The sequence below is a fragment of the Noviherbaspirillum phoenicis genome, from assembly GCF_047237965.1.
Classification (GTDB): domain Bacteria; phylum Pseudomonadota; class Gammaproteobacteria; order Burkholderiales; family Burkholderiaceae_D; genus Noviherbaspirillum_A.
This window is the reverse complement of sequence record NZ_JBDFLX010000001.1, coordinates 304739-317945: the sequence shown is the minus strand read 5'-3', so window position 1 is coordinate 317945 and position 13207 is coordinate 304739. Positions and strand designations below refer to the sequence as shown.

The following is a 13207-nucleotide window of genomic DNA, read 5'->3' as shown; positions in this document are numbered from 1 at the left end:
GCGCAACAGGCAAGCAATCGGACGGACACAGCGTTGAAACCCACTGAAAACACCAGCTTTCTGCAAAACATCGATAAACAGACGCCCATGATGCAGCAGTACCTGCGCATCAAGGCCGCCTATCCGCACATCCTGCTGTTCTACCGCATGGGTGACTTCTACGAACTGTTCTTCGACGACGCCGAGAAGGCGGCCCGGCTGCTCGGCATCACGCTGACGCAGCGCGGCACCTCCAATGGCGCGCCGATCAAGATGGCCGGCGTGCCGTTCCATTCGGTGGACCAGTACCTGGCGCGGCTGGTGCGGGCCGGCGAGTCGGTCGCGATCTGCGAACAGATCGGCGACCCCGCCACCAGCAAGGGCCCGGTGGAACGCAAGGTGGTGCGCATCATCACGCCCGGCACCCTGACCGATGCCGACCTGCTGCCGGAAAAGGCGGAGCGCCCGCTGCTGGCGCTGTGCCGCCATGCCCAGCGCAAGACCATGTCGATAGGCCTGGCCTGGCTGTCCATGGCCAGCGGCGCGCTGCGCCTGATGGAGTTTTCCGGCGAACCCGGCTTCGTGCAGGCGCGGCTGCGGCATGAACTGGAACGCATCGCGCCGGCAGAAATCCTGCTGGGCGAAGACTGCGATGCCGATGCCGAGTGGGTGGCGCATGCAACCACGGTGCCGGCCTGGCATTACGACGTGCCGGCCGGCGAAAAGGCCTTGCTGGCGCAACTGTCGTCGGCCACGCTATCCGGTTACGGCGCCGATGGCCTGCATGCCGCGCTGGGCGCGGCCGGTGCGCTGCTGCGCTATGCGCAGTCGACGCAAAGCCAGAGCCTGCAGCATGTGCGCTCGCTGACGGTGGAAAGGGAAAACGAATTCATCGGCCTGGACGCGGCCACCCGACGCAACCTGGAACTGTCGGAGTCGCTGCGCAGCCAGGACCCCGGCCCCACCCTGTTCTCGCTGCTTGATCACTGCCGCACCACCATGGGTTCGCGCATGCTGCGCCACTGGCTGCATCATCCGCTGCGCGAACGCCAGATCGCGCAGCGGCGCCATGCCGCAATCAATGCGCTGCTGCGCGCCGACGGCTGCGCCGGCCTGTCCGACAGCCTGTGCGACGTGCCCGACATCGAGCGCATCACCACCCGCATCGCCCTGCTGTCGGCGCGGCCGCGCGACCTGGCCGGCCTGGCGCGCGGCCTGCAGCAACTGCCCGCCATCCGCGGCTGCCTCGACAGCTGCCTGCGCGATGCGGACGCATCGCTGCTGGTGGGCCTGGGAAACCGGCTGGCCACGCCGGATGCCTGCCTGGACCTGCTGACGCGCGCCATCATGCCCGAGCCGGCCGCCATGGTGCGCGACGGTGGCGTGATCGCGGCCGGCTTCGACGCGGAACTCGACGAGCTGCGCGGCCTGTCGCAGAATGCGGGCCAGTTCCTGCTCGACCTCGAAACCCGTGAACGGGCGCGCACCGGCATCGCCAACCTGCGGGTCGAATACAACAAGGTGCATGGCTTCTACATCGAAGTCACCCACGGCCAGACCGACAAGGTGCCCGAAGACTACCGGCGCCGCCAGACTCTGAAGAACGCCGAGCGCTACATCACGCCCGAACTGAAGGCATTTGAAGACAAGGCGCTGTCGGCGCAGGAGCGCGCGCTGTCGCGGGAAAAGCAGCTGTACGAACAGCTGCTGCGCGACCTGGCCGGGCATATCGACACCCTGCAGTCGGTGGCCCGTGCAATCGCCGAAACCGACGTGCTGATGTCCCTGGCCAGCCATGCGCTGCGCCATGGCTGGTGCGCGCCGCTGCTGGTCGACGCGCCCATGCTCGCCATCGAGCAGGGCCGCCACCCGGTGGTGGAAAACACGATCGAGCGCTTCATCGCCAATGACTGCGTGCTCGGCGACGACAAGCGGCTGCTGCTCATCACCGGCCCCAATATGGGCGGCAAGTCGACCTACATGCGCCAGGTTGCGCTGATCACGCTGCTGGCCTACGTCGGCAGCTTCGTTCCCGCGGCCAGCGCCACCATCGGGCCGATCGACCGCATCTATACCCGCATCGGCGCGGCCGACGACCTCGCCGGCGGACGCTCCACCTTCATGGTCGAGATGACCGAGTCGGCGGCCATCCTCAACGGCGCGACCGCGCAGTCGCTGGTGCTGATGGACGAAGTCGGCCGCGGCACCTCGACCTTCGACGGCCTGGCGCTGGCCTGGGCGATTGCCCGGCACCTGATCGAAACCACCCGCAGCTTCACCCTGTTCGCCACCCACTACTTCGAGCTGACGCAGTTGCCGGAGGCTTATCCGTCCGCGGCGAATGTGCACCTGTCGGCGGTGGAGCACAAGGACAGCATCGTCTTCCTGCATGCGGTGCAGCCCGGCCCGGCCTCGCAGAGCTATGGCCTGCAGGTGGCACAGCTGGCCGGCGTGCCGCCGGCGGTGATCCGCGCCGCCCGCCGCCACCTGGCCGAACTGGAAGCGCATTCGATGCAGCCGTCGCCGCAGTTCGACCTGTTCTCCGCCGCCCCTGCCGCTTCTCCGGTCGAACCGGAAGACGAGGCGCCGCCCGCGCCGGGCGCGCTGGCGCAGGCCGTGGCCGAACTCGATCCGGACGCCATGGCGCCGCGCGAGGCGCTGGAAGCCTTGTACCGTTTGAAAGCCCTGCTGCAGCAAGAAGGCGAATGACTGCGCTGCATGCGCGCTGCCTGGGGCTGATGCTGGCGCTGGCCCTGCCCGCGTCACCAGCATCGGCCCAGCCCATGCCATTCAGCTTCGGCGCCATCGGCCATGTGTTTCGCGGCGCGGCCGACGACGGCGTGATGCGCAAGGCCATCATCGAGAGCGATGCGGACAACCTGGCGTTCGTGGTGGTCAATGGCGTGAAGGCGGTGGACGAACCCTGCAGCGATGCGCTGTACGACCAGCGGCTGGCCCTGCTGTCGCAGGCCAAGAACGGCGTGGTGCTGTCGCTGGCCGGAAGCGACTGGGCCGACTGCAAGCGCAGCAATGGCCGTCCGGCCGCGATGGAACGGCTGACCCGGGTCAGGGACGTGTATTTTCAGGATGAAATGAGTTTTGGCGCGACGCGGCTTCCGCTGTCGCGCCAGTCGACCTCGAGCAAATTCCGCAGCTATGCCGAAAACGCGCGCTGGGAAGTGGGCAATATCGTGTTTGCCACCGTCAACCTGCCGGCGCCCAATAATCATTACCTGACCGATGCCGGCCGCAACGGCGAATTCGAAGACAGGCTGATTGCCAACCGTTACTGGCTGCAGCGCACCTTTACCTTCGCCCAGCGGGAAAAGCGGGATGGCATCGTGCTGTTCTGCGACGGCAACCCGGCGCTGCTGTCCGGGCGCACCGGCGTGCGTAGCCCGGACGGCGCGCGGGACGGCTTCGCTGAAGTGCGGCGCCAGATCCTGGCGCTGGCCGGCAGCTACGGCGGCAAGGTGTTGGTGGTGCATGGGAGCGCCCGCCTGCCGGCGCCGAAGAGCATCCGCTGGCGCGGCAATCTCGGCGAACTGGCGCTGCCGGCGGGATGGCTCAAGGTCAACGTCAGGCCGGAGGACGCAACGCTGTTTTCGCTGAGCGAGCGCTGATCCAAAGGAAACGGCCCCGCTGCCAGTGTCGTTCGCACGAACCGACTGGGCGGGGCCGCCTGGGCGCCTGGCGTGGATGCCGGCTTAGTGGACCTGTATCGTGCGGAAGGCGTCGCCTTCGTCGTCATCATCGTCATGATGACCGTGGCCATGGGCGCCATGCACGTGGCCATGCGCGATTTCCTCGTCCGTCGCAGGGCGGACTTCAGTCACATTGAGTTCGAAACGCAGCGCCATGCCCGCCAGCGGATGATTGCCATCCAGCACGACCTTGTCGTCGGCAATATCGGTGACGGTGAAGATCATTGCTTCCTCGTCGCTGCCCGAGTCGGGCATGCCCTCGAACTGCATGCCAACCTGGGTGTCTTCGGGAAAGCGGTTGCGCGGCTCCACCTTGACCAGTTCGGCGTCGTATTCGCCAAATGCATCTTCCGGCTCGACCTGGATCTGGCCCTGGTAGCCCTGCTCCTTGCCGTCCAGCGCGGCTTCGATTGCCGGCAGCGTGTTTTCGTAGTCGCCATGCAGATACACCATGGGCTCGCTGCTTTCCTCGATCAGATTGCCCTGGGCATCCGATAATTTGTAGTGGACTGTCACTACGGTGTTCTTGGCAATCTTCATGACCCTTCCTTTCAGTGAATATGACGGCGATTATACGCGGCGCGTCGGATGCGATCGGGGCGACCTGCTGCCGCCCGTTTCCGGGATAATACCGCCATGAAAAAAATGACTCTGTTAGGCGATATCACGCCGGCCCAGTTCCTCCGCGATTACTGGCACAAGAAACCCCTTTTGATCCGGCAAGCGCTGCCGGGTTTCCAGGCTTTGCTGCCGCGGGACGATTTGTTTGCGCTGGCCGCACGGGACGACGTCGAATCCCGCCTGATCACGCGCGCCGGCGGCAAGTGGGACCTGCAGTCCGGGCCGCAGACCACGCTGCCCGATCCGGCGCGCAGGGACTGGACGCTGCTGGTGCAGGGCGTAAACCTGCATGACGATGCGGCCGACGCCCTGCTGCGGCAATTCCGCTTCATTCCCGATGTGCGGCTTGACGACCTGATGATCAGCTATGCCAGCGATGGCGGCGGCGTCGGACCGCATTTCGACTCCTACGACGTATTCCTGCTGCAGGCGCACGGCCAGCGCCGCTGGCGCATCAGCGCCCAGAAAGACCTGTCGCTGGTGGAAGGCATGCCGCTGAAGATCCTGGCCAAATTCGAGGCGGAAGAGGAGTTCTTGCTGGAACCGGGCGACATGCTGTACCTGCCGCCGCATTACGCGCACGACGGCACGGCGGTCGGCGAATGCATGACCTATTCGATCGGGTTTCGTGCGCCGGCGTACCAGGAACTCGGGGAAGCCTTTTTGCAGTTCATGGCCGACAGCATCGACCTGCCCGGCCGCTATGCCGATCCGGACCTGTCGCCCGCGAAACACCCGGCGGAAATCGGCAAGCCGATGCTCGACGCCGTGGCCGCGGAACTGGCCAAGGTGCGCTTCACCGAAGACGACATCGCGATTTTCCTCGGCGAATACATGTCCGAGCCCAAGGCGAGCGTGGTCTTCGATACTCCCGGTTCCATGCTGCAACCCGGCAAGTTCCGCCAGCGCGTGCTGAAAAAAGGCGTGAAGCTGTCGCGCAAGACCAGCATGCTGTATGCCGGCAAGCACTTGTTCATCAACGGCGAGTCATTCGCCATCGGCCGGGCCGATCGCAAGGCGCTGCTGCTGCTGGCCAATGAGCGCTCGCTGAGCGGCGAGGACGTGGCGGCAAGTTCCGATGATGTCCAGGAAGCCTTGTACACGTGGTACGAGGATGGATGGTTGTTACCGGGATAATGCCACTCGTAAACTTTTGTTACATAAAAGGCGAAGCAAAACCGGGTTTTAAGGCCGCCGGTGAAGTTGGCTTTATCCCAATGGCAAATGATTCCGCTATAATGGCTGGCTTAGGAAAGCTGGCTTGTGCGGTGCATCATTGACCACCCGGCACGGGCTCTGTATGCCTATCGAGCGATACCACCGGTAACCATTCGTCGTAAATTGCTAATCTACTGAGGAAATTCCATGAAAAAAACATATCTGATCGCTACCCTGCTGGCTGCTGTTGCTCTGTCGGCTTGCGGCAAGAAAGAAGAAGCTGCTGCTCCTGCCGCCGCACCGGCTGTTGAAGCGCCTGCCGCTGCTCCGGCTGCCGCACCTGCTGCACCGGCTGCTGAAGCCCCTGCCGCCGCGCCGGCTGCTGACGCTGCTGCTGCACAAGCCGCTTCCGCCGCATCCGACGCTGCTGCCGCCGCTTCCGCTGCTGCTTCCGCAGCTTCCGAAGCCGCCAGCGCCGCTGCTGCAGCCAAGTAATCAGCATAGCGATCTCAAACCGGCCTTCTGGCCGGTTTTTTTTCGTCTTGTGAAAGCGTTGGAAACCGTGTGGGAACAGGAATGCGGCACAGGCTGCGGATCGGCCCATAGGCACGGGTCACGCCTTCAGAGCGGCCCTGGACTCAGGCTTCGATGCCGGTCCAGCCGAAGCCCTCTGCCTGGCAGGCGATCATGATGTCGGGCCCGCCGCCCATAAGCACGCTTTCGAGCGCCTGGCGGGCCAGTTCGGGGGTATTGTTCTGCTGGCTCAGATGCGCGCCGACAATGCGCTGCAGCCGGCTGCGGTCGAGCGCGGCGAGGATCTCGGCCGCGGTGTCATTCGACAGGTGACCGTAGGCGCCGCCGATGCGCTGCTTGAGCGACCAGGGGTAGCGCGAGTTGGCAAGCATGTCGCGGTCGTGATTGCATTCCAGCACCAGCGCATCGCAGCCGCCCAGCGCCTGCACCAGGTGCGGTGTGGACTGGCCGGCATCGGTCAGCACGCCCAAGCGGGCCTTGCCGTCGTTGATCACATACTGCACCGGTTCACGGGCGTCATGCGGCACCGTATAGGGCGTCAGTTCGAGTTCGCCTATGTGCAGTGCGTCGCCATCGCGGCAGATATGGATGGCCACGTCATGGCAGTCGCGCTGCACGGCCTGCCAGGTGCCGTAACTGAGCCAGACCGGCACCCGGTGACGGCGGGCGAACTTGAACACGCCGCCGACATGGTCCGAATGTTCGTGAGTGACCACGATGCCGTTCAGCTCGCCCGGCAGCATGCCCAGGCGCGCCAGGCGGCGCTCGGTTTCGCGGATGCCGAAGCCGCAGTCCAGCATGACGCTGGTACGGGCGGCGCCGGGGCCGGAACCGCCCGATATCAGCAGTGCATTGCCTTCGCTGCCGCTGCCCAGACTGGCAAATCTCAAACCCTTACCCGTCCTTACTTCAGCTGCTCGGTCAGCAAGGCCAGGATGCGATCGCCGGTCTTGGAGGTTTCCGGATTGCCTTCGTTATTGAGCACGCTGACCTGGCTGACCTCGCCGGCCGGCTTGACGGCGATCTGGTAGCGCTGCGCCTGCTTGGACTTGTCATCCTTGGAGCTGGAGAAGAGCCGGCTCAGGAAGCCCTTCTGGGCAACCTTGCCATTGGCGTCCTGGTTCTGGTCCACGTAGCGGACGTAATACACGCCCTGCGAACGGTTGCGGTCTTCGACCGTGAAGCCGACCCGGTCCAGCGCCAGTCCCACGCGGCGCCAGGCGCGCTCGAAGCTTTCGTCGACCTGGACCACGCCGCCGTTGGCTGCGCGCACCAGCTTGGCTCGCGACTGATCGACCGGCGGCGCATTGGCGACCATCGCCTTGGCCCGGGTGTTCTCGACGCCCAGGCGCGCCAAGAGGCGCGACAGGAATTCGGCTTCCAGTTCGGGATCGGCGGGTCGCGGCGTCCAGACGGTTCTTTCCTTTTCCACGCCGGTCAGCACTTCCTGGGCGCCGCGATGGCTGATATAGACCTCGGTACTGCCGTCGGCAGTGCGCTCGAACCGGGTGCGGAACTTGTCGCGCTCGCCGGTGGAGTAGAAGGAATCCAGCGCCTTGCCCAGCGTATTGCGCAGGAAGCCTTCCGGTATCTTGGCGCGGTTTTCCGCCCAGTCGGTTTCCATTACGCCCGCTTCCTGATTCTCAGAGGCGATCAGAAAGCCGGAATCCTGCCAGAACTCCTTGACCTGCGGCCACAGCACTTCCGGCGCCATCTTCACCACCAGCCAGCGCTGGCTGCCGTCGCGCTCCACCCTCGCCTGCTCCGTCACGCGCGGCGCCACCGGCGTCGCCGTGGCGGACGCCGCGGGTGCAGCAGCTGCCGTGGCGCTTTGCGCCATGTTGAAACCGGATGCGGTGGCGGTGCCGCGGTTGGTCGACTCGGGCAGTGCGTAACGGTTGTCACGCTGCAGCTGGGTCAGGTCGGGAGGCACTTCCAGCGACTTGCCCTTGCTGGCGGCGGTCGACGCGCTCTTGTAGTCGATGCGTTCCGGTTCGAGCAGAGTGCCGAAAGAGGAATTGATGGAGCCGCAGCCAGCGAGGCTGGCCAGGGCGAGCGCATAAGCGATGCTGCGCTGCACGGTGCTGCGTTCTGCCATAGGGGTGATCTTCCGAGAGGTCATGGTCGTGCTGAATCAGAAAGGACGAGCGGCATGGCCGCCCCGGACCAGCAAAGCTGGCTATTGTAATACACCGGACTCGCGCAGCGCCGCGCGGACCGTCTCGCGCAGGCCGTCGGCCAGCGGCACCAGCGGCAGCCGGATGCCATGGTCCATCAGGCCCATTTCCGCCATCGCCCATTTCACCGGCACCGGGTTGGGTTCGACGAACAGCTTGTTATGCAGCGGCAGCAGGCGGTTGTTGATGCGCACTGCCTCGGCGATATTGCCGGCCATGGCGGCGACGCACAGTTCATGCATGGCGCGCGGCGCGACGTTGGCGGTGACGGAGATGTTGCCCTTGCCGCCGCACAGCATCAGCGCCATCGCGGTCGGGTCGTCGCCCGAATACACGGCAAAGGACGCCGGCGCCAGGCGGATCAGGTCGGTGTCGCGGCCGATGTTGCCGGTGGCTTCCTTGACGCCCACCACGCCCGGCACTTCGGCCAGGCGCAGGATGGTTTCGTTGGACATGTCGGCCACGGTGCGGCCCGGCACGTTGTACAGGATGACCGGCAGGTCGACCGATTCGGCGATCTTCCTGAAATGCTGGTACATGCCTTCCTGGGTCGGGCGGTTGTAATACGGCACCACCTGCAGCGACGCGTCGGCGCCGACTTCCTTGGCGTAGCGCGTCAGTTCGATCGCTTCCGCGGTGGAATTGCCGCCGGTGCCGGCGATGATGGGAATGCGGCGGGCAGTATGCTCGACCGCCACCTTGATCAGCTCGCAATGCTCTTCCACCGACACCGTCGGCGACTCGCCGGTGGTGCCGACGATGACGATGCCATCGGTGCCTTCGGCAATGTGCCAGTCGATCAGCTTGCGCAGGCCGGGCAGGTCGAGACTGCCGTCGGCATGCATGGGAGTGACGATTGCTACGATGCTGCCCTGGATCATGATGTTGTATGAGGGAAAATTGTTTAAGGGGACGATTGTAGCGGATAGCTTTGGACGGCGGTACCGCCATCCACAATCGGTTACAAGGCCAGCGCCCGCGCCGGATCGGCCTCGGGTTCATGGCGCAGCGCGCAGATGCGCTGCACCAGCGCCGGCTTGGGCTGGGCCAGGTAGCCATCCTCGTAAGCCAGCACCCGCATGCCATTGTCATGCAGCCTGACCTGTTCGAGCAGTTCGCCTGGCTGCAGCAGGAAATCCGGGCTGGACGGCCTGCCATATTGGCCATTGCCCGCCGCAAAAGTTTCATAAATCAGCACGCCGCCCGGCGCCAGCGCGTCCAGCAACGGCGCCAGCAGCGGCCGGTGCAGATAATTGGTCACCACGATCCCGGCGAACCGGCGCCCGGCATAGGGCCACGGCGCGCCGCTTTCCAGGTCATGCCGCTCGCAGCGGATGCCGGGCGCGGCGCAGGCAGCCAGCGCCTGCTCATCCCGGTCCACCGCCAGCACCGGATGGCCCAGTTCGGCCAGCAGACGAGCGTGGCGCCCGCTGCCGCAGGCCAGGTCCAGCACCTCGCCTGCCGGAATCAGCGGGGCAAAGCGCCGCACCCAGGGCGAGGCGGCTGCCACGGGAGCATGCGCGGCCATCAGTTGTAGGACAGGCCCATGACTTCGCGCACGTCGCGCATGGTTTCCTGCGCCATGCGACGCGCCTTCTCGCAGCCGTCGGCGATGATGGCGCGCACCAGCGTTGGGTCGTCCAGGTATTGCTGGGCGCGCTCGCGCATCGGCTCCTGCTCCTTCAGCACCGCGTCGATCACGGGCTGCTTGCATTCCAGGCAGCCGATGCCGGCGCTGCGGCAGCCAGTGGCTGCCCATTCTTTGGTCGCCTCGTCGGAATAGACCTTGTGCAGCTGCCAGACCGGGCAACGCTCGGGCTCGCCCGGGTCGGTGCGGCGCACGCGGGCGGGGTCGGTCGGCATGGTGCGCATTTTCTTGGTGACCGATTCACGGTCTTCCCGCAGGCCGATGGAGTTGCCATAGCTCTTGGACATTTTCTGGCCATCCAGGCCCGGCAGACGGGAGGCCTCGGTCAGCAAGGCGCGGGGCTCCACCAGGATCAGCTTGCGGCTGCCTTCGAGATAGCCGAACAGGCGCTCGCGGTCGATCATGGACAGGTTCTGCGCCTCGTCCAGCATCGCCCGCGCCTGCTCGATCGCGTCGGCGCTGCCCTTTTCCTGAAACTCGGTGCGCAGCTCGGTATAGAGACGGGCGCGCTTGCCGCCCAGCTTCTTCACCGCTTCCTTGGCCTTCTCCTCGAAGTCCTTTTCCTTGCCGTAGATGTGATTGAAGCGGCGCGCCAGTTCTCGCATCATTTCAATGTGCGGCACCTGGTCCTCGCCCACCGGCACCATGCTGGCGCGGTAGATCAGCACGTCGGCCGCCTGCAGCAGCGGATAGCCGAGGAAGCCATAGGTGGCCAGGTCGCGGTCGGCCAGCTTTTCCTGCTGGTCCTTGTAGGTCGGCACCCGCTCCAGCCAGCCCAGCGGCGTGGTCATCGACAGCAGCAGGTGCAGCTCGGCATGCTCGGGCACCTTGGACTGGATGAACAGGGTGGACTGCGCCGGGTCGATGCCGGCGGCCAGCCAGTCGATCACCATGTCCCAGGTGCTTCTTTCAATGATGCTCGGATCGTCGTAGTGCGTGGTCAGGGCATGCCAGTCAGCGACGAAAAACAGGCATTCATGCTCGGACTGCAGCTTCACCCAGTTCTTCAGGGCGCCGTGGAAATGGCCAAGGTGCATTACGCCGGTGGGGCGCATGCCGGAGACTACGCGATCAGGGTACATGTTGGTTCAGCTCAAAAGAAAAGTCAGGGGGGAAATCAGCGCCATCAGCGCGTTATTGGCAACCATCATCACCGGCGCCATCCAGTACTTCAGAAAGCCCAGCATGGCCAGGCCCAGCACGATGAAAAAGCCATAGTTTTCCAGCTGCGCATACTTGTAGGCATAGGGCGCGGGCAGGATGCTGGTCAGCACCCGGCCGCCGTCCAGCGGCGGCACCGGGAACAGGTTGAATGCGAAGATCACGAGGTTGGTCAGGATGCCGGCCTGCGCCATGCGCATGAAGTAGTCGCCGGCATCCATGAACATGCTCAGGACGATCACGGCGATCATCCACAGCAAGGCCATCAGCAGGTTCGCGCCCGGCCCCGCCAGCGCCACCCAGGCCATGTCGCGCTTGGGATTGCGCAGGTTGCGGTATTCCACGGGCACCGGCTTGGCATAGCCGAACAGGAAGGGACTGCCGACGAAGAACAGCACGATGGGAATGAGCAGCGTGCCGACCGGGTCGATATGCTTGGCTGGATTCAGACTCATGCGGCCTTCCATGAAGGCGGTATTGTCGCCGAAGTAGCGCGCGGCATAGGCATGCGCGGCCTCGTGCAGCGTGATCGCAAACAGGATGGGCAGCGCGTAGACGGCAAAGGTCTGGATCAGATTGTTCATCGCACGGATTTTAACAGAGGCAAATTGCGGGCCTGGCCAGCTCAGAGCCCGAACGGTGCGGCGTCGCCCAGGCCCTGGCGCACCAGGATGGGCTCGCTGCCGCTCAGATCGATGATGGTGGTGGGTTCAAGCTGGCAGGCGCCACCGTCGATGATGAGATCGATCACCTTTTCCAGTCCGTCGCGTATCTCTTCCGGGTCGGACAGCGGATGCTCTCCGTCCGGCAGGATCAGGGTGGTGCCCAGAAGCGGCTCGCCCAGTTCTTCCAGCAGGGCCTGGGCAATGGCGTTGTCCGGCACCCGCAGGCCGATGGTCTTGCGCGACGGGTGACTCAGGCGGCGCGGCACTTCCTTGGTGGCTTCCAGGATGAAGGTATAGGCGCCGGGCGTGGCGGCCTTCAGCAGCCGGTACTGGCGGTTGTCTACCCGCGAATACTGGGCGATCTCGCTCAGGTCGCGGCAGAGCAGCGTCAGGTGATGCTTGTCGTCGATGCCGCGGATGCGGCGCAGGCGGTCGACCGCGTTCTTGTCGTCGAGCCGCGCCACCAGCGCGTAACAGGCGTCGGTCGGCAGCGCGACGATGCCGCCGGACTGGATGATCTGCGCTGCCTGCCTGATCAGGCGCAGCTGGGGATTATCTGGATGGATCTGGAAAAATTGGCTCATCGAATAAAAAAGGCGGAAGCTTCACGCCGCCGCCCTCCTGAAATGAAATTGACTACCGCCTCAGCGCATCCCGCGCAGCGCGGCAATGCGCTGCTCGATCGGCGGATGGGTCGAGAACAGGTCGAGGAAACCGGGCTTGTCATGGATGCCCAGCGTGGCAACCGATTCCGGCAGGTGGCTGGGCTCGACGCCGCCGAGGCGGGCCAATGCCTTGACCATGGGCTGCGGACTGCCCAGCAGCTGTGCCGAGCCGGCGTCGGCGCGGAACTCGCGATGGCGCGAGAACCAGGCCACGATCATCGACGCGGCAATGCCGAACACGACCTGGCACACCATCACCGTGACCATGTAGCCGATGCCAGGGCCGCTGTTGTTGTCGCGCGAGATCGCACGGTCGACCACATACCCGACCACCCGCGACAGGAAGACCACGAAGGTGTTGACCACGCCCTGCACCAGCGTCATGGTCACCATGTCGCCGTTGGCGATATGCGCGATCTCGTGACCCAGCACGGCCTCGACCTCGTCGCGCGTCATGCCCTGCAGCAGGCCGGTGGAGACGGCCACCAGCGCCGAATTCTTGAAGGCGCCGGTGGCGAAGGCATTCGGCTCGCCTTCGTAGACGGCGACCTCGGGCATGCGGATGCCGGCCCGGTCGGACAGCTTCTGCACGGTGTCGAGCAGCCATAGCTCGGTGGAATTGGCGGGCGCATCGATCACCTGGGCGCCGGTCGACCATTTCGCCATCGGCTTGCTGATCAGCAGCGAAATGATGGAACCAGTGAAGCCCACCACCGCCGAGAACACCAGCAGCATCGGCAGGTTGAGCCCGGAACCGGTCAGGAAGCGGTTCACACCCAGCAGCGACAGGACGACGGACAGCACAACGAGCACCGCGATGTTCGTCGCCAGGAACAGGAAAATTCGTTTCATTGCTTTGTCTCCCTTTCAAACGCCCTGCATATGCGGCCGGGCG

13 protein-coding genes are annotated in these 13207 nt (G+C 65.0%); 4 read left to right on the top strand and 9 right to left on the bottom strand.

The annotated features are described in order from the left end of the window. Positions 1–87 precede the first annotated feature (87 nt). Both mutS and ABC383_RS01425 read left to right on the top strand, forming a co-directional pair. Positions 88–2688, top strand: coding sequence for a DNA mismatch repair protein MutS (mutS, locus tag ABC383_RS01430; protein WP_413016206.1), 2601 nt, complete (start codon positions 88–90; stop codon positions 2686–2688). Further along, entirely contained in the window at positions 2685–3602 is a 918-nt protein-coding gene (locus ABC383_RS01425) for a hypothetical protein (RefSeq protein WP_413011295.1), read from the top strand. Before mutS ends, ABC383_RS01425 begins: the two co-directional genes overlap by 4 nt. 84 nt (positions 3603–3686) lie before the next feature. Here the strand turns inward: ABC383_RS01425 and ABC383_RS01420 are convergent, their stop codons facing one another. After that, positions 3687–4223 carry an FKBP-type peptidyl-prolyl cis-trans isomerase gene (locus tag ABC383_RS01420; protein ID WP_413011293.1) on the bottom strand — a complete coding sequence of 179 codons (537 nt, stop codon included), beginning with the start codon at positions 4221–4223 and terminating at the stop codon, positions 3687–3689. A 96-nt stretch (positions 4224–4319) separates the two neighbouring features. On the opposite strand from ABC383_RS01420, the gene ABC383_RS01415 reads away from it, so the two are divergent. Together ABC383_RS01415 and ABC383_RS01410 are read left to right on the top strand one after the other, a co-directional pair. After that, entirely contained in the window at positions 4320–5441 is a 1122-nt protein-coding gene (locus ABC383_RS01415; RefSeq protein WP_413011291.1) for a ribosomal protein uL16 3-hydroxylase, read from the top strand. Positions 5442–5669: 228 nt separating this feature from the next. Next, the gene (locus ABC383_RS01410) at positions 5670–5957 is read left to right on the top strand and encodes a hypothetical protein (RefSeq protein ID WP_217344185.1); all 288 of its coding nucleotides are present in this window, start codon (positions 5670–5672) and stop codon (positions 5955–5957) included. Positions 5958–6100: 143 nt separating this feature from the next. Here ABC383_RS01410 and ABC383_RS01405 read toward each other — a convergent pair whose 3' ends face one another. The 8 genes from ABC383_RS01405 to htpX all read right to left on the bottom strand — a co-directional run bounded on the left by ABC383_RS01405 (position 6101) and on the right by htpX (position 13164). Beyond that, entirely contained in the window at positions 6101–6886 is a 786-nt protein-coding gene (locus tag ABC383_RS01405) for an MBL fold metallo-hydrolase (protein ID WP_413011289.1), read from the bottom strand. 14 nt (positions 6887–6900) lie between these two features. After that, complete coding sequence (gene bamC / locus ABC383_RS01400; protein ID WP_413011287.1) at positions 6901–8094, bottom strand: NlpB/DapX family lipoprotein; 1194 nt, start codon at positions 8092–8094, stop codon at positions 6901–6903. Between the two features lie 81 nt (positions 8095–8175). After that, on the bottom strand, positions 8176–9054 hold the full coding sequence (gene dapA, locus ABC383_RS01395) for a 4-hydroxy-tetrahydrodipicolinate synthase (RefSeq protein WP_413011285.1): 879 nt from the start codon (positions 9052–9054) through the stop codon (positions 8176–8178). Between the two features lie 80 nt (positions 9055–9134). Continuing rightward, positions 9135–9701 (bottom strand): class I SAM-dependent methyltransferase, encoded by a 567-nt coding sequence (locus tag ABC383_RS01390; protein ID WP_413011283.1) that lies wholly within the window; start codon positions 9699–9701, stop codon positions 9135–9137. Beyond that, positions 9701–10903 (bottom strand): tryptophan--tRNA ligase, encoded by a 1203-nt coding sequence (locus tag ABC383_RS01385; protein WP_413011281.1) that lies wholly within the window; start codon positions 10901–10903, stop codon positions 9701–9703. Before ABC383_RS01385 ends, ABC383_RS01390 begins: the two co-directional genes overlap by 1 nt. 6 nt (positions 10904–10909) lie before the next feature. Further along, complete coding sequence (locus ABC383_RS01380; protein ID WP_413011279.1) at positions 10910–11566, bottom strand: site-2 protease family protein; 657 nt, start codon at positions 11564–11566, stop codon at positions 10910–10912. Positions 11567–11607: 41 nt separating this feature from the next. Next, the gene (locus tag ABC383_RS01375) at positions 11608–12231 is read right to left on the bottom strand and encodes an L-threonylcarbamoyladenylate synthase (protein WP_413011277.1); all 624 of its coding nucleotides are present in this window, start codon (positions 12229–12231) and stop codon (positions 11608–11610) included. A 60-nt stretch (positions 12232–12291) separates the two neighbouring features. After that, entirely contained in the window at positions 12292–13164 is an 873-nt protein-coding gene (gene htpX / locus ABC383_RS01370; RefSeq protein ID WP_413011275.1) for a protease HtpX, read from the bottom strand. Positions 13165–13207 lie beyond the last annotated feature (43 nt).

What these genes read in the sequence shown, in the direction of transcription:
- ABC383_RS01420 (WP_413011293.1), bottom strand. Translation starts at nt 4,223, where the DNA reads ATGAAGATTGCCAAGAACACCGTAGTGACAGTCCACTACAAATTATCG.
- ABC383_RS01390 (WP_413011283.1), bottom strand. Translation starts at nt 9,701, where the DNA reads ATGGCCGCGCATGCTCCCGTGGCAGCCGCCTCGCCCTGGGTGCGGCGC.
- ABC383_RS01380 (WP_413011279.1), bottom strand. Translation starts at nt 11,566, where the DNA reads ATGAACAATCTGATCCAGACCTTTGCCGTCTACGCGCTGCCCATCCTG.
- bamC (WP_413011287.1), bottom strand. Translation starts at nt 8,094, where the DNA reads ATGGCAGAACGCAGCACCGTGCAGCGCAGCATCGCTTATGCGCTCGCC.
- dapA (WP_413011285.1), bottom strand. Translation starts at nt 9,054, where the DNA reads ATGATCCAGGGCAGCATCGTAGCAATCGTCACTCCCATGCATGCCGAC.
- htpX (WP_413011275.1), bottom strand. Translation starts at nt 13,164, where the DNA reads ATGAAACGAATTTTCCTGTTCCTGGCGACGAACATCGCGGTGCTCGTT.
- ABC383_RS01375 (WP_413011277.1), bottom strand. Translation starts at nt 12,231, where the DNA reads ATGAGCCAATTTTTCCAGATCCATCCAGATAATCCCCAGCTGCGCCTG.
- ABC383_RS01425 (WP_413011295.1), top strand. Translation starts at nt 2,685, where the DNA reads ATGACTGCGCTGCATGCGCGCTGCCTGGGGCTGATGCTGGCGCTGGCC.
- ABC383_RS01415 (WP_413011291.1), top strand. Translation starts at nt 4,320, where the DNA reads ATGAAAAAAATGACTCTGTTAGGCGATATCACGCCGGCCCAGTTCCTC.
- ABC383_RS01410 (WP_217344185.1), top strand. Translation starts at nt 5,670, where the DNA reads ATGAAAAAAACATATCTGATCGCTACCCTGCTGGCTGCTGTTGCTCTG.
- ABC383_RS01385 (WP_413011281.1), bottom strand. Translation starts at nt 10,903, where the DNA reads ATGTACCCTGATCGCGTAGTCTCCGGCATGCGCCCCACCGGCGTAATG.
- mutS (WP_413016206.1), top strand. Translation starts at nt 88, where the DNA reads ATGATGCAGCAGTACCTGCGCATCAAGGCCGCCTATCCGCACATCCTG.